This is a genomic window from Stutzerimonas stutzeri (assembly GCF_002890895.1).
Lineage (GTDB): Bacteria > Pseudomonadota > Gammaproteobacteria > Pseudomonadales > Pseudomonadaceae > Stutzerimonas > Stutzerimonas stutzeri_AB.
On sequence record NZ_POUL01000009.1, the window covers coordinates 96,298 to 111,049 of the forward strand.

At 61.7% G+C, this 14,752-nt stretch carries 11 protein-coding genes; 3 read left to right on the plus strand and 8 right to left on the minus strand.

Translation table 11 applies throughout. The annotated features are described in order from the left end of the window. Positions 1-40: 40 nt before the first annotated feature. Positions 41-2,107, plus strand: coding sequence for an EAL domain-containing protein (locus CXK96_RS16380; protein WP_102837495.1), 2,067 nt, complete (start codon positions 41-43; stop codon positions 2,105-2,107). A gap of 150 nt (positions 2,108-2,257) precedes the next feature. Next, positions 2,258-3,334 (plus strand): NAD(P)-dependent alcohol dehydrogenase, encoded by a 1,077-nt coding sequence (locus tag CXK96_RS16385; RefSeq protein ID WP_180981540.1) that lies wholly within the window; start codon positions 2,258-2,260, stop codon positions 3,332-3,334. A 51-nt stretch (positions 3,335-3,385) separates the two neighbouring features. Here the strand turns inward: CXK96_RS16385 and serB are convergent, their stop codons facing one another. Beyond that, positions 3,386-4,600 (minus strand): phosphoserine phosphatase SerB, encoded by a 1,215-nt coding sequence (serB, locus tag CXK96_RS16390; RefSeq protein ID WP_102837497.1) that lies wholly within the window; start codon positions 4,598-4,600, stop codon positions 3,386-3,388. Between the two features lie 198 nt (positions 4,601-4,798). On the opposite strand from serB, the gene CXK96_RS16395 reads away from it, so the two are divergent. After that, a complete protein-coding gene (locus CXK96_RS16395; RefSeq protein ID WP_102837498.1) occupies positions 4,799-6,346 on the plus strand; it encodes an AhpA/YtjB family protein in 1,548 nt (515 codons plus the stop codon). Positions 6,347-6,597: 251 nt separating this feature from the next. Here the strand turns inward: CXK96_RS16395 and CXK96_RS16400 are convergent, their stop codons facing one another. From CXK96_RS16400 to cpdA, 7 genes are all read right to left on the minus strand, one after another. After that, positions 6,598-7,293: a PqiC family protein gene (locus CXK96_RS16400; RefSeq protein WP_102837499.1), complete on the minus strand. Its 696-nt coding sequence runs from the start codon at positions 7,291-7,293 to the stop codon at positions 6,598-6,600. Positions 7,294-7,512: 219 nt separating this feature from the next. Further along, positions 7,513-9,762, minus strand: a complete 2,250-nt coding sequence (gene parC / locus CXK96_RS16405) for a DNA topoisomerase IV subunit A (RefSeq protein ID WP_102837500.1) — start codon at positions 9,760-9,762, stop codon at positions 7,513-7,515. Then, complete coding sequence (locus CXK96_RS16410; protein ID WP_102837501.1) at positions 9,759-10,286, minus strand: retropepsin-like aspartic protease family protein; 528 nt, start codon at positions 10,284-10,286, stop codon at positions 9,759-9,761. The genes parC and CXK96_RS16410 overlap by 4 nt, the downstream gene beginning before the upstream one ends. Then, positions 10,283-11,263, minus strand: a complete 981-nt coding sequence (locus CXK96_RS16415) for an esterase-like activity of phytase family protein (protein ID WP_102837502.1) — start codon at positions 11,261-11,263, stop codon at positions 10,283-10,285. Before CXK96_RS16415 ends, CXK96_RS16410 begins: the two co-directional genes overlap by 4 nt. Further along, positions 11,260-13,146: a DNA topoisomerase IV subunit B gene (gene parE, locus CXK96_RS16420; protein WP_102837503.1), complete on the minus strand. Its 1,887-nt coding sequence runs from the start codon at positions 13,144-13,146 to the stop codon at positions 11,260-11,262. The genes CXK96_RS16415 and parE overlap by 4 nt, the downstream gene beginning before the upstream one ends. Positions 13,147-13,164: 18 nt before the next feature. After that, entirely contained in the window at positions 13,165-13,782 is a 618-nt protein-coding gene (locus tag CXK96_RS16425; protein ID WP_102837504.1) for a YqiA/YcfP family alpha/beta fold hydrolase, read from the minus strand. A 132-nt stretch (positions 13,783-13,914) separates the two neighbouring features. Then, positions 13,915-14,730, minus strand: coding sequence for a 3',5'-cyclic-AMP phosphodiesterase (gene cpdA / locus CXK96_RS16430; RefSeq protein WP_102837505.1), 816 nt, complete (start codon positions 14,728-14,730; stop codon positions 13,915-13,917). Positions 14,731-14,752: the final 22 nt, after the last annotated feature.

Consider the following 14,752-nt stretch of genomic DNA (forward strand, 5'->3'; position numbering starts at 1 on the left):
CCTCCACGCCCCTTCTACGGCGCGTTCTAAAGCTGCAGCCATGGCCCCGCAAAAGAAAACCATCCGCCTGCTGATCCTCGAGGATTCGCAGAATGAAGCTGAGCGACTGGTCAGCCTGTTTCGTAACGCAGGCCAGGCGACGCGCGTTCATCGACTGACATCCAGCGAAGACCTGGCTGATGTGCTGCAGCAGACCTGGGATTTGCTGATCAATGCGCCGACCAGCACCAACCTCGATCCTAGCGAAGCTATAGGTGCGATCCACAAGCAAGCCAAGGACATCCCGGTCATCCAACTGATCGACGGCAACGACAGCGACGCGATTACCGAAGCCCTTGCTCTGGGCGCTCAGGGCGCGCTGCCGCAAGGTGAGGATGAATGGCTGATTCTGGTAGCCAGCAGGGAGCTGGCGAACCTCGAAGAGCGCCGCGCTCGCCGCTCCGCTGAACTGGCTCTACGCGAAGCCGAAAAGCGTTGTCAGCTGCTGCTCGAGAGCTCGGTGGATGCCATTGCCTATGTCCATGACGGCATGCATATCTACGCCAACCGCGCCTATCTCGAGCTTTTTGGCTACGAGGATGTGGAAGAACTCGAAGGCATGCCGATGATTGACCTGATTGCATCCTGCGATCAGGGCGAGTTCAAAGGTTTTCTGAAGAACTATCAAAGTTTACAGGGCAGCGCCGAACTGGTTTGCGGAGGCGTCCGAGCCGATGGCAGCAGCTTCAAGGCAAGCATGCATTTTTCGCCTGCCAGCTACGACGGAGAGCCCTGCATTCAGGTCGTCATTCGTGCAGAAAGTGACAATGCCGAACTGGAAAAGCTGCGCGAGATCAGCAGCCAGGATCTGGTCACCGGCCTTTACAACCGCAACCATTTCCTTGAGTCGCTGGATGGCGCAGTTGAGCGCGCCGTGAATGCCGGAAAGAACTCCAGCCTCGCCTACCTCCGCATTGATCGCTTCGCCAGCCTGCAGGCCGAGATTGGCCTTGGCGATTCGGATCGACTGCTGGCCGAACTGGCGCAACTGCTGCGCGGGCAGTTCCCACAGAATGCCGAGCTGGCGCGCTTCGGGGATGATGCCTTCGCGGTCCTGATGGATGAGGCTACGCCAAAGCAGCTCGAACAGCCCCTGACCGAATTGCTGAAGAAGGTCGAAGGACATCTGTTCGATGTCGGCGGCCGTACCGTTCAGACCAGTCTGAGTATCGGTGTTGCCGCCCTCGACGAACAAACTGCGAAAGCTCGGGACGTGGTTGACCGCGCGCACCGCTGCGCCGAAGAGCTGACCGATGGCAATGCTGTGAGAATCTATGACCCGGCCCGCGAGCTGGCGGCTGCCGCAAGCCGCGGCAATGTCCTCGCGATGCTGCAGCAGGCGCTGGAAAAGAACAGCTTCCGCCTGCTGTTCCAACCGATCATCAGTCTGCGCGGGGATAGCCACGAACACTATGAGGTGCTGCTTCGCCTGCTCGATCCCGAAGGCGCAGAGGTGCCACCGGGCGAGTTCCTCGATGCGGCGAAAGAGGCAGGACTGGCCAGCAAGATCGATCGCTGGGTGCTGCTAAACTCGATCAAACTGCTCGCCGAGCACCGCAACAAGGGCCACAGCACGCGATTGATGGTTCACCTGTCCGGCACCAGCCTGCAGGATCCATCCCTGCTTAGCTGGCTGGGAGCGGCTCTCAAGGCTTCAAGACTGCCGCCTGATTCACTGGTTTTCCAACTGGACGAAAACGACGCCGTCGCTTACCTGAGACAGGCCAAGGCACTTACTCAGGGGCTTGCAGGACTCGGCTGCCGCGTAGCGCTGAACCAGTTCGGCTGCGTGCTGAACCCACTCAATACACTGAAGCACCTTGACGCGGATTTTGTGAAGATCGATGGTTCCTATACTCAGGACCTGAGCCGTCAGGAGAATCAGGAAGCGCTCAAGCAGCTCCTGGCGCAGCTGCATGAACAGGCCAAGCAGACCATTGTGCCCTTCGTAGACAGCGCCACCGTACTGGCCACGCTCTGGCAGGCGGGCGTCGGCTATATCCAAGGGCAATACCTGCAGGGCCCGAGCCAGTCGATGGACTACAACTTTTCCTCTGACGAGGATTGACTGCCAGCGGAACGACCTCCCTGCGACCGCTCGTATCTCTCCCGACCAAAGGACCGGTCCACCCCACCGCGATCCCGCAGTAATTGACCTCTGTCAGGCTCCATTGCCAGGGTTGGACTAGAGTGTTCTGACCCAGCCTGCGAGGAAAACATCATGACCATGATGAGAGCCGCCGCGTTCGTCGAACCCGGTCGAATCGAGCTTGTTGACAAACCCATCCCCGACGTCGGACCCAACGACGCCCTGGTCCGCATCACCACCACGACCATCTGCGGCACCGATGTACACATTCTCAAGGGTGAGTACCCCGTCGCCGCCGGCCTGACCATTGGTCACGAACCCGTGGGGGTGATCGAGAAGCTCGGCAGCAATGTACAGGGCTATCAGGAGGGTCAGCGCGTCATCGCCGGCGCGATCTGCCCTAACTTCTCTTCCTATGCCAGCCAGGACGGTCTTTCCTCGCAGGACGGCGGCTGCGCCTGCCACGGCTACAAGCCTATGGGCGGCTGGCGGTTCGGTAACACCATCGACGGCACCCAGGCCGAGTACGTACTGGTCCCGGACGCTCAGGGCAACCTGGCGCCGGTCCCAGACGGCCTCACCGACGAACAGGTGCTGATGTGTCCCGACATCATGTCTACCGGATTCGCTGGCGCCGAAGCCGCCAAGATCAAGATCGGCGACATAGTGGCCATCTTTGCTCAGGGCCCGATCGGACTCTGCGCGACCGCTGGGGCACGCCTGCGGGGTGCCGGGATGATCATCGTTGTCGACGGTGTCGATGCGCGCCTGGACATTGCGCGACAGATGGGTGCTGACGTGACATTGAATTTCAAGCAAACGGATGTAGTCGAGGAAATCCTCCGGCTCACCGGTGGCCGCGGCGTCGACGCCTCCATCGAAGCACTTGGCCAACAGTCGACGTTCGAAAGCGCCTTGCGCGTGCTCAAGCCTGGCGGCACGCTTTCTAGCCTGGGCGTGTACTCAGCCGACCTCACCATTCCGCTTGGCGCCTTCCATGCCGGGCTCGGCGACCACAAGATCGTGACTTCGCTGTGCCCGGGAGGAAAGGAGCGGATGCGGCGGTTGCTGAATGTGGTGGCCTCAGGGCGCGTAGACCTCGCCCCTTTGGTGACCCATCATTACGCCCTCGACGACATCACCAACGCCTATGAGCTCTTCGCCAATCAGCGCGACGGGGTTCTCAAGGTGGCGATAAAGCCATAAGGCAAGCCTTAGCTGGAAGCTGAAGCCTTAACCGCTTAGCTTCCAGTTCACCTATTCCGTTCCTTCACGATCGCGGAAGCCAAGCAGGTAAAGAATCCCGTCCAAACCCAAGGTCGAGATAGCTTGCTTGGCCGACTGTTTGACCAGAGGCTTGGCTCGGAAGGCGACACCCAACCCCGCCAACCCAAGCATCGGCAAATCATTGGCACCGTCGCCAACGGCAATGGTCTGCTCCAGCCTCAGGCCCTCCCGCTCGGCCAGCTCGCGAAGCAGATCCGCCTTGCGCTGTGCGTCGACAATAGGCTCCTGTGCTACACCGGTGAGCTTGCCATCGACTATCTCCAACTCGTTGGCATAGACGTAGTCGATGCCCAGTCTGGCTTGCAGCTGTTTGGCAAAATAAGTGAAGCCCCCCGACAGGATGGCGGTCTTGTAGCCGAGGCGCTTAAGCTCGGCAAAAAGCAGTTCGGCGCCTTCGGTGAGCCTGAGCCGGGCACCCACTTCCGCCAGCGCGTGCTCCTCAAGGCCTTCGAGCAATGCCAGCCGCTCCCGGAAGCTCGCGCGAAAGTCCAACTCGCCGCGCATGGCACGTTCAGTGATTTCCGAAACTTGGTCACCAACTCCGGCCACCTTGGCCAATTCGTCAATGACTTCCGCCTCAATCAGTGTCGAGTCCATGTCGAACACCGCCAGCCGGCGATTGCGACGAAAAACCGAGTCGCGCTGAAAAGCGATATCGACGTTGAGCTCCTGCGCCACGCTGAGAAACTCGGCGCGCAACGCTGCGGTATCGGCAGGCTCGCCGCGAACTGAAAACTCGATGCAACCCTTACCCAGCTCTTCCGGCATGTCCAGCGGTTGGCGACCGGAAAGACGGTCGATGTGATCGATGTTCAAGCCATACTTGGCGGTGATCGAACTGACGCGCTGCAACTGCTCGGCGGTCACCTTGCGGGTCAACAGGGTGACGATGTGCCGGGGCTTGCCCTGCCCGGCCACCCACTGCTGGTAGTCTGCCTCCGCAACGGGCGTGAAGCGCACCTGCTGATCATGTTTGTACCCCATGAACAGCACGTCCTTGAGGACAGAAGAGGCACGCTCGGTATCGGGTATTTCCACCAGAATGCCAAACGACAGGGTGTCGTGGATCACGGCCTGACCGATATCCAGGATATTCACACCACCTTGAGCGAGTACGCCGGTGATTGCCGCGGTCAGCCCGGGGCGGTCTTCCCCAGTGATGTTAATCAGGACGATTTCGCGCAAGGCGCAGCTCCTATGCAAAGAAGACCGGCATTCTATAACAGCAGGACTGCGCTAACGCTTCAGCACACCACCAGTTTTAAACATGCATCTGCACTCTGCCGGGTCTGCAATTCGTCTGCTTTGACCGAGTGACCTTTAGCCCCTACAGCGCTTTCCGTATACTGCGCGCCACTTTCCTCAAGAGTAGAGCCGCGCTCTGTGAACCGGCCCGCATCCGTCAAGCCCGACAATTTCTTCCTGCTGATCTATCGCGCATTGCGCCAGCGTCGTGTTCCGCTGGTTCTGCGGGTAGCCAGCCACACGCTACTGCTGGTCGCGCTGGCCTTGATCATCTACGCCTGGGTCATGGGCATGCAATTCAAGCATGCGATGGAGCAGCAGGCCGATGCCCTCGGCCAAAGCCTGATCACCCAGACGGCCGCTTCGGCGACGGATCTGCTGGTGGCCAACGACATCCTTAGCCTCAATGTGCTGCTGAGCAATCTGGTGAAGAACCCGCTGGTGGCGCACGCAGCGATCTACAGTGTGGACAACCGCGTGCTGGCGGAGTCGGGCGCCCGCCCGCAGCGAAGTCTGTTGGGCGACGAGGAAGGCCTCTACTCCACCCCCATCAGTTTCCAGGAGGTGATCGCCGGGCACTTGCGCATCAGCCTCGACATGCAGCAGTTCCAGCAACCAATGACCATCAGCCTGCAAAGCATGGGGTTGCTCAGCCTCATCCTGCTGGCGCTGACGCTTACGCTAAGCATGCGCCTGGGCCGGCAGCTCTCGCTTCCCCTGATGCAGTTGCGCCTGTGGTTGCGCGACCCCGATGACCCGGCGCCGGGCGCAGGTCGGCAAGATGAGATTGGTGAACTTGCGCGGCAGTTGCAGGCACGCCTGGTGCCCGAGAAGCCGGAGCCGGAGATCGAGCTGGACGACAGCATGGAGGATCTCTATTCGGCGCATTTCGAGGTGCCAGTCGCAGTTCCGGTCAAAGACTACGAGCGTTCTGACACGGATCTTCGGAGCCATCTCGACGATGTGGCTGAAAGCCTGTCGACGGAAGATCAGGCTACGGACGACTCACTCGACAACGATTTCGATGACGATCCGCCCTTCGATGAGCCCAAGTCGCAGCCAGCGCCTGCACCGGGAGTGGTCACCCCCGCAGCGCCAGCCACGACTGGCAAAAGCGGTGTGCTGGCGATTCAGCTCGGTGCCCAGGAACAACTGCGCCGCCTACCTCGCGCACGGCTGACTGAGCTGCTGCAGCGCTACAGCGACTGCCTGCAACAGGCCTCGACTCTGTATCAGGCCGAGCTGCATACGCTCAACGACGGCAGCAGCCTGATGCTCTTCCACAGCCAGGACGACGAGCAGAACTACCTGACCCATGCGCTCTGCTGTGGCGAGCTGATGCGCGCGCTGGGCCACGCCCTGCAGATCGAGGTCGCCGATAGCGGCATCACGCTGCAGCTGCAACTGGGGCTCACTCAAGGCGAAGGGCTTTATGACCTGAGCCAAGGTGATCTGCTGCTCAGCGAACCGGCACAGGCCGCGCTGGCCATGTCGCAGCACAGCCGTAACCTGCTGCTGGTCGAACGCGGAATTGGCGAAGACAACCTGATTCGCCAGCGTGCTCGCATCCGCCCCATTGCAAGCCCGGAGGGCGCCTGCTGCGTCGAACGGCTGCTCGAACCCTACCCCTCGCTACTGGAGCGCCAGCTCGCGCGCATGCACGAGCTGCGCAACCGCATCAGCTGACGCCAGCACTCGGCCGAAACATGAGAGCCGGCCATCGTGGCTATGGCATCAGTCGAAAAGGTTGAAAATCCGCAGAGTGTGATCAGCGCGCTCGCATCGCTGCGGAGCGATTGTCGGATAGCTACTACAAGAGGCTGATGCCAGCTACGCCAGCGGAATTGTCCACGACGCGGCGGGTACGAACCACCTACCGGGTTTGCCCGAACTGAGCGCAACGGTGCGTATGGACGCTTTGAGCGAGGGTCACCTGCTCAGAAGCGAAACACTTCCAGGTCAGTCCTGATGGGCTCCACCGCTGGGATTGCCGGAGCAGCCTCTGGCTTGCTCGGTGCTTTGCTGACGCTGTGTTTGGTTCGCGCCTTGGCCACCATCACTGGCTCCACCGCACCCGCCATCATCTCACCAAGCCGCTGCAGGAGCAGGCTTTGCGCGCGCACCTGATCGGTCGCGCTGCCTTGATGCTGCTCCTGCAACCGAACCAGACGACTGCTTTGGCGCTTGCCCTGCCCGTCCAGCACGCGCCATTGAGCTTCCAGCACAGCAGGATGCTGAGGACCGGAATCCAGGCGGGTAATCTCAAGCTCAATCTGAACCTCAGGGCTGAAGCCCTTACTGCCGGGACTCAGCTCCAGGCTCTGAGTCTTCAGGCGTGAGGCCAACTGGCGCAACAGCAACTGACTGATGTCGCCCTGCAGGCTGCCTGCCCAGCGCGCCCGCTGGCCGTCAGCGGCGAGGCTGCCATCCGGCAGCCGCTGCAGCAAGGCGTCGTGCTGCAGATAGTCTGCCAACCTCACCGGCCCCAAGAGAACCGCTGCGCCATCCGCCGCTTGCGCCGGCATCTCCACAGCGCCGTTGTCGAGTCGATACATCGGCACGGGTTGGGTGACACACCCGGCCAGACTGGCACAGGCAAGTAGCAATACAGTTGTGAAGCGTTGCACGTTCATCTCTACCTTTGCACCGGGCTTGGGCGACGTCGCAAGGCGGCTATCTGTCGGCGCCGCCGCCATCCTTTACCGTCAGCCACCGCGCTGATTGTCTTTTTGGCCCGCGACGCAGCCGGCAATTGCAGCCACCGCATCGCTAATCGGCTAAATCGGAAGGCGGCTATCTTCCGCGAAACGCCCATCAGAAGCCAGCCTTCAGGGCCTCTTCGACCCTGTAACTTATTCGACCAACAGCGCATCCACGCGCTGGAAGCCGCGCGGCAGCTTGTTGCCCCGCCGTCCGCGCTCACCCTTGTAATGTTCCAGATCCTCGCTCTTCAGCGACAAGGTACGCTTGCCGGCCTGCAAGACTAGCGTCGAGCCTTCCGGCAGCACGGCGAGGTCCGTCAGATACTCTTCACGACTGGCGACCCGATCCCCCGGAATGCCGATGATCTTGTTGCCTTTGCCCTTGCCCAGCTGCGGTAGATCGCGCACCGGGAATACCAGCAGCCGCCCCTCGGTCGTAACGGCCGCCAACCAGTCCTGGTCACGGCTTTTCAGCGGCCGAGGCGCGACGACTCGCGCGCCAGCAGGCAACGACAGCAATGCTTTGCCGGCCTTGTTCTTGGCCTGCAGATCCTCGCCTTTAACCACAAAGCCATAACCGGCATCCGAAGCAATTACATACAGCGACTCGTCTTCAGGCAGCAAGACGCACTCGAAACCGGCGCCAGGAGGTGGCGTCAGACGGCCTGTGAGCGGCTCGCCCTGGCCGCGCGCCGAGGGCAGCGAGTGGGCCGCCAGCGAATAGCTGCGCCCGGTCGAATCGATAAACACGGCGTATTGATTGGAGCGACCTGCAGCGGCCGCCCTGAAGCCGTCGCCGGCCTTGTAGGACAGCCCGGTGGCGTCGATGTCATGGCCCTTGGCGCAGCGCGCCCAGCCCTTCTCGGAAATCACCACGGTGACCGGCTCGGAAGGCAGCAATTCGTTTTCCGACAGCGCGCGTGCTTCGGCGCGCGCAACGATTGGCGAACGGCGGTCGTCGCCGTAGGTCTCGGCGTCGGCGATCAGCTCCTTGCGTACCAGCTTCTTCAGCTTGGCCTCGCTGCCGAGCAACGCCAGCAACTTTTCCCGCTCTTTGGCCAGCTCGTCCTGCTCGCCGCGGATCTTCATTTCCTCCAGCCGCGCCAACTGGCGCAAGCGGGTGTCGAGGATGTAATCGGCCTGCAGCTCGGACAGCTCGAAGCGCGCCATCAACACAGGCTTGGGCTGATCCTCGGTACGGATGATATGGATCACCTCATCGAGGTTGAGAAAGGCGACCAGCAAACCTTCCAACAGGTGCAGGCGTCGCTCGACCTTGTCCAGACGGAACTGCAGGCGCCGCCGGACGGTGCCGATGCGGTAGGTCAGCCACTCGCTGAGCAGCACCTGGAGGTTCTTCACCTGCGGTCGACCATCAAGGCCGATAACGTTGGTGTTGACCCGGTAACTCGACTCCAGCTCGGTCGTGGCGAACAGGTGCTGCATCAGCTCGTCGGCGTCTACCCGGTTGGATCGTGGAATGATGACGATCCGGCACGGGTTCTCGTGATCCGATTCGTCACGAAGATCAGCGACCATCGGCAGCTTCTTCGCCTGCATCTGCGCCGCGATCTGCTCCAGCACCTTGGAGCCGGAGACCTGATGCGGCAGGGAGCTGACCACGATATCGCCGTCCTCGACGCGATACACCGCGCGCATACGCACCGAGCCTCGGCCGGTTTCGTAAATCTTCAGCAGATCGGCGCGCGGTGTGACGATTTCCGCCTCGGTCGGGTAGTCCGGGCCCTGCACATGCTCACAGAGCTGTTCGACGGTAGTTTTCGGGTCGTCCAGCAAACGCACGCACGCGGCGGCCACTTCGCGCAGGTTGTGCGGCGGCACGTCGGTCGCCATGCCGACCGCGATCCCCGTAGTGCCATTGAGCAGCAGGTTGGGCAGGCGCGCGGGCAGGGTCGCGGGCTCGTCCAGGGTGCCGTCGAAGTTGGGCACCCAATCCACGGTCCCCTGACCCAGCTCGGTGAGCAAGACCTCGGAGTAGCGCGACAGCCGCGCCTCGGTGTAACGCATGGCCGCGAAGGATTTTGGATCGTCCGGCGCGCCCCAGTTACCTTGGCCGTCAACCAGCGTATAGCGGTAGCTGAACGGCTGAGCCATCAGCACCATGGCTTCATAACAGGCCGAATCACCGTGGGGATGAAACTTGCCGAGCACGTCACCCACCGTCCGCGCCGACTTCTTGTGCTTCGAATCGGCGTTCAGTCCCAGTTCGCTCATCGCATAGATGATGCGCCGCTGTACGGGCTTGAGCCCATCACCGATATGCGGCAGTGCGCGATCCATGATCACGTACATCGAATAATTCAGGTAGGCCTGCTCGGTGAAGTCGGCAAGGGAGCGACGCTCCACGCCGTCCAGGCTCAGGTCGATAGTTTCGCTCATGGTCGATCCGTGGCGTGTTGGCGCAGCACCAGAGTGCCTGCGCGCTGGGTGAATTCGAGTTGTTTCAGGGCGCTCATACCAAGCAGGATCTGCTCACCACCAAAGCCGGGCGCCACGATGGCACGTACGTCGTGCAGCAGAATGTCGCCAAGGGCGAGACTGTCCAGTACGGTCCGGTAACCGGCGGTCTGCCCGTTGGCGGTGTGCAGCATCACCGGAGCGCCGCGGGACAGGCCAAGGCGATCACCCAGCTTGGCGGGAATTGCGACATCTGTAGCGCCGGTGTCCAGCAGAAAGGTCACTGTCTCGCCATTGATTTGGCCATCGGCCACGAAATGCCCCTGCGGGTTGCTGTCCAGGTGCACCTCTATCTGCTCGCCCTGGATGACCGACACCGGTTCGCGATTGGGGTTGAAGCGGCTCTGTTCCCAGTCCGAAAAGAACCGCGTGGCCAGCAGCAACCCAGCCCCCCAGGCCAGGACCAGCATGATGCGCCCGGCGCGACGCCCGGCAGGCTGACTCACTGCTTGGCACCCCAACCGCCCTTGGGCGCAGCAAAGCGCCAGACGACAGGACGCTTCTCGCCGTCGGCACGCGTAAGCTCATTGTTGTCGAGCCCGATCCAGGCGCCTTCCGCGTCGACCCAGAGGGCTTCGGCATTGCCGAAAGGCGTGTCGTAACGGCGCGACTCAGCCATTGCCGTGTCTGCATAGGACCAGCAGGCCTCACGGTGCCCATTCTCCACATTCCGCCGACAGACCCGGTGAGTCACCGGTTCAAGCGTAAACAGTTTTCCGTTATGGAAGGTGAGCCCTGAAAAGCGCCGCGGCTGGGTGTCGTCGCCCATCTCGGGGGGCGTTGAATCGCGTCCGCCGCCGACCAGCAATACACAGCCGCCAGTACAGCGCCAGCTGTTCTGCGTTCGGTGGGTCACCATCAAACCTCGGCGACTGTGCTCTGCGGCCAGCCACAAACGATCGGCGCCCGGATCGACCGCTACGCCTTCGAACATGGCGTTGAACTTGAGCAGCATCCCGCTAGCCCTTGCCTGACGCACCACCGCGCCCGGCAAATTGAGCCACTCTGCAGTGCCCGCTGGACTTACTCGCAGCACAGCGGCATGCGCTTCGCTGACCAGATAACGATTGCCCAGGCTGTCGCAGCTCAGGCCTTCGAAATCCATCTCTCCACCGCGCAACATGCCAGTGAAGGCGGAGCGCATACGTACGCCCCACGACAGGCCAGTATTCGGCACGGGAGGCAACTCGAAACGCTCGGCCTCGGCCTGCCAGACGGTATCGCTGGCATCGAGGCGGTACAGCACATTGTCCTCTCGGTCGGATACCGCCCAGAGCGCATCACCGCACCAGGCCAGCCCGGACAGATTGCCCGCGGCGACCCCCTCGACGGGATGCTCGCTGAGCATGGTCAGTTCGGGCGCGGCCGTTGCCGAGAACGGCACCGCCAGCACGCCCAGCAGCGCCACCCAACGAAGGTTCAAAGCAGCACCTCCGCGAGGTTGCCCTTGGATTCCAGCCAGCTCTTGCGATCGCCGGCGCGCTTCTTGGCCAACAGCATGTCCATGATTTCACGCGTGCCGTCAAAGTCATCCAGGGTCAACTGCACGAGTCGGCGTGTATTAGGGTCCATGGTGGTTTCGCGCAACTGAGGCGGGTTCATTTCACCCAAACCTTTGAAGCGCGTGACCTGCGGCTTGCCACGGCGCTTCTCCGCCAGCAGGCGATCGAGGATGCCGTCACGCTCGGCTTCGTCGAGCGCATAAAAGATGTCCTTGCCCAGGTCGATGCGGTACAGCGGCGGCATGGCCACATAGACATGACCGGCATCCACCAGCGGGCGGAAGTGACGAACGAACAGCGCGCAGAGCAAGGTTGCGATGTGCAGACCATCCGAGTCAGCGTCAGCGAGGATACAAATCTTGCCGTAGCGCAGCTGGGAAATATCCGCCGCGCCGGGATCGACGCCGATGGCCACGGCGATGTCGTGCACCTCCTGGCTGGCCAGCACCTCGCCGCCGTCGACTTCCCAGGTATTCAGGATCTTGCCGCGTAACGGCATGATTGCCTGAAACTCCTTGTCGCGCGCCTGCTTGGCGGAACCGCCCGCGGAATCACCCTCGACCAGAAACAGCTCGGAGCGCGCCGGGTCCTGCCCGGCGCAGTCGGCCAGCTTGCCGGGCAGCGCCGGTCCCTGGGTGACGCGCTTGCGCTCGACCTTCTTGCTTGCTTTGAGCCGGCGCCCGGCGTTGCTGATGGCCAGTTCGGCGAGCTGCAAGCCCAGCTCGGGGTGGGCATTCAGCCACAGGCTGAAGGCATCCTTGACCACCCCGGAGACGAACGCGGCCGACTCCCGCGAAGACAGACGCTCCTTGGTCTGACCGGAGAACTGCGGCTCCTGCATCTTTGTCGAGAGCACGAATGCGATCCGCTCCCAGACGTCTTCCGGCGCAAGCTTGACGCCACGAGGCAGAAGATTGCGGAACTCGCAGAATTCCCGCATGGCATCCAGCAGCCCCTGACGCAGGCCGTTGACGTGGGTGCCGCCCTGCGCAGTGGGGATCAGGTTGACATAGCTTTCTTGGACACTGTCCCCGCCCTCCGGTAGCCACAGAAGGGCCCAATCAACCGCCTCCTTGCTGCCGGCTAAGCTACCGCAGAAGGGCTCGTCGGGTAGCCGAGCAAACTCGCTGACAGCGTCGACCAGATATGAGCGCAGACCATCCTCGTAATGCCATTCGGTCTTCTCCCCGGTGTTCTTGTCCTCGAAGCTGACATTCAGTCCCGGACAAAGCACGGCTTTGGCCTTGAGCACATGCTTGAGTCGACTGATCGAGAATTTCGGGGTATCGAAGTACTTCGGATCGGCCCAGAAGTGCACGCTGGTGCCGGTATTGCGCTTGCCAACCGTTCCGATGATGTCCAGCTCGCTGGCTTTGAAACCGTCGGCAAATGCCATGCGGTATTCGTTGCTCTCACGCTTGACCGTCACCTCCACTCGGGTCGACAACGCGTTGACCACGGAAATGCCAACCCCGTGAAGACCACCGGAAAACTGGTAGTTCTTGTTCGAGAATTTGCCGCCGGCGTGCAGCTTGGTGAGGATCAGCTCGACGCCTGAAACCCCCTCTTCTGGATGGATGTCCACCGGCATGCCGCGACCATCGTCGATCACCTGAAGGGAATTATCCTGATGCAGGATGACCTGGACCGAGCTGGCGTGCCCCGCCAACGCTTCGTCGACACTGTTGTCGATAACTTCCTGGGCGAGGTGATTGGGCCGCGAGGTGTCGGTGTACATGCCTGGTCGCTTGCGCACCGGATCCAGGCCGGAGAGGACTTCAATGGCTTCGGCGGTATAAGACATGTGCGTCTCGTGATGTCCTTATAAATCGGAAAAATCGACGTCTGCAAACAGGGCCGGATCGAAGCCGGCAAACGCCAGCAAGGCAGGAAGCCGCTCGGCAAACCCCTTGAAACCATGATCGCCACCGGCCTGGATGCGCACCGCACAGCCCCTGTAGTAATCAGCCGCATGGCGGTAATCCAGCGTTTCGTCACCTGTCTGCAACCAGACCTGGTAGCGCTCGGCATCTTGCGGCGATGGCACCTCCAGCTCGGCCAGTGCCGTGACATGGTTTTCGGTCAGATCCCAGACCTCGCCGCTGTAGAGGTTGGTCTGGGGTCCGAGATAACCATCGAAACGGCAATGAGGCGTAACGGCCGGATTGATCAGCAGGGCCTTGAGGCCGTGTCGTTCGGCGAGATGCGTTGCATAGTATCCGCCGAGGGAGCTGCCGACCAGCAGCGGCCGCCCCAGCTCTGCAATCGCCGTCTCAAGCTGCGTAATGGCCTGTCGTGGATGATGATGCAACGCCGGCACCTGCAGCGAGTCAGTCCGGCCCAGCCGACCCAGCGCCGCTGTCAGCAGGCTGGCCTTATGCGACAACGGTGAGCTGTTGAGGCCATGCATATAGAGAATGGTGGGCTGTACGCGAGGCATGCTGATTCGCTGGGCTGACAAAGGATGGGAAGGCTACAAGGCGAGGCGCGCACGCTGCAAGCCGCCAGGGAAGGCCGAGACCAATCAGTGCGGGAATGGGTCAGCGCCAACACCTACACAGACCTGCGACGATCAATACCCTTTGACGCAGTAATCGACTACGAAGTCGATGCCAACCACTCGCGAAACACCGGTATCGAGCGAGCCGTCAGCGTACAGCCGCAACCAGCGGTAGCCGGGCGCAAGCGTATCGACTTGAAAGTCTTCGCTGCCGGGCGCGAACTGCACACCGGTAGAGGGAGTGGCTAGCAGGCGAACACCGCGGCGTTCGCTATCGAACGCCTGATGAATGTGCCCCCAGAGCAGCGCTTTGACGCAGCTGAAACGGTCAAGCACTTCGAACAGAGCCTCACGGTTGTGCAGTCCGATACTGTCCATCCAGCGGCTGCCAATCGAGACCGGGTGATGGTGCAGGCAGACCAGATGCGGTCGGTCCGGTGCCTGCTGCAGGGTTCGCTCCAGCAAGGCCAATTGCTCGTCACTGAGCATGCCGAAGACCGCGCCCGGCACCAGCGTATCGAGCATGACGACCCGCCACGCACCGATATCAAGCACTGGCGCCATCATATCGCTGCCACGGGTCGCCTCTTGCATCGGGACCAACTCGTCATGGTTGCCTGGACACCAGCGAACCGGCGCGTCGATACGCTCGGACAACTGGCGAAACCGCTTATAGGAGGCAAGGGAGCCGTCCTGCGAAAGGTCGCCGGTCGCCAACATCAGGTCGATACGCGGCTGCTCATCGAGAACCAGATCGACGACGCGCTGCAGACTCTCAGCCGTATCCATCCCCAATAGCTTGCCGCCTGCTTCGGCGAACAGGTGACTATCGGTCAGTTGTACGAGCAATACCGAGTCGTTTTCAACAGTGAGCGGCGCAGCAGCCAAGACCCGTCTCCTTTGGCGAAAT

Bases quoted from the DNA above. Each gene is read 5' to 3' on its own strand.
- parC (WP_102837500.1), bottom strand. From the start codon at position 9,762: ATGAGCGAAACTATCGACCTGAGCCTGGACGGCGTGGAGCGTCGCTCC.
- parE (WP_102837503.1), bottom strand. From the start codon at position 13,146: ATGTCTTATACCGCCGAAGCCATTGAAGTCCTCTCCGGCCTGGATCCG.
- CXK96_RS16380 (WP_102837495.1), top strand. From the start codon at position 41: ATGGCCCCGCAAAAGAAAACCATCCGCCTGCTGATCCTCGAGGATTCG.
- CXK96_RS16400 (WP_102837499.1), bottom strand. From the start codon at position 7,293: ATGAACGTGCAACGCTTCACAACTGTATTGCTACTTGCCTGTGCCAGT.
- CXK96_RS16425 (WP_102837504.1), bottom strand. From the start codon at position 13,782: ATGCCTCGCGTACAGCCCACCATTCTCTATATGCATGGCCTCAACAGC.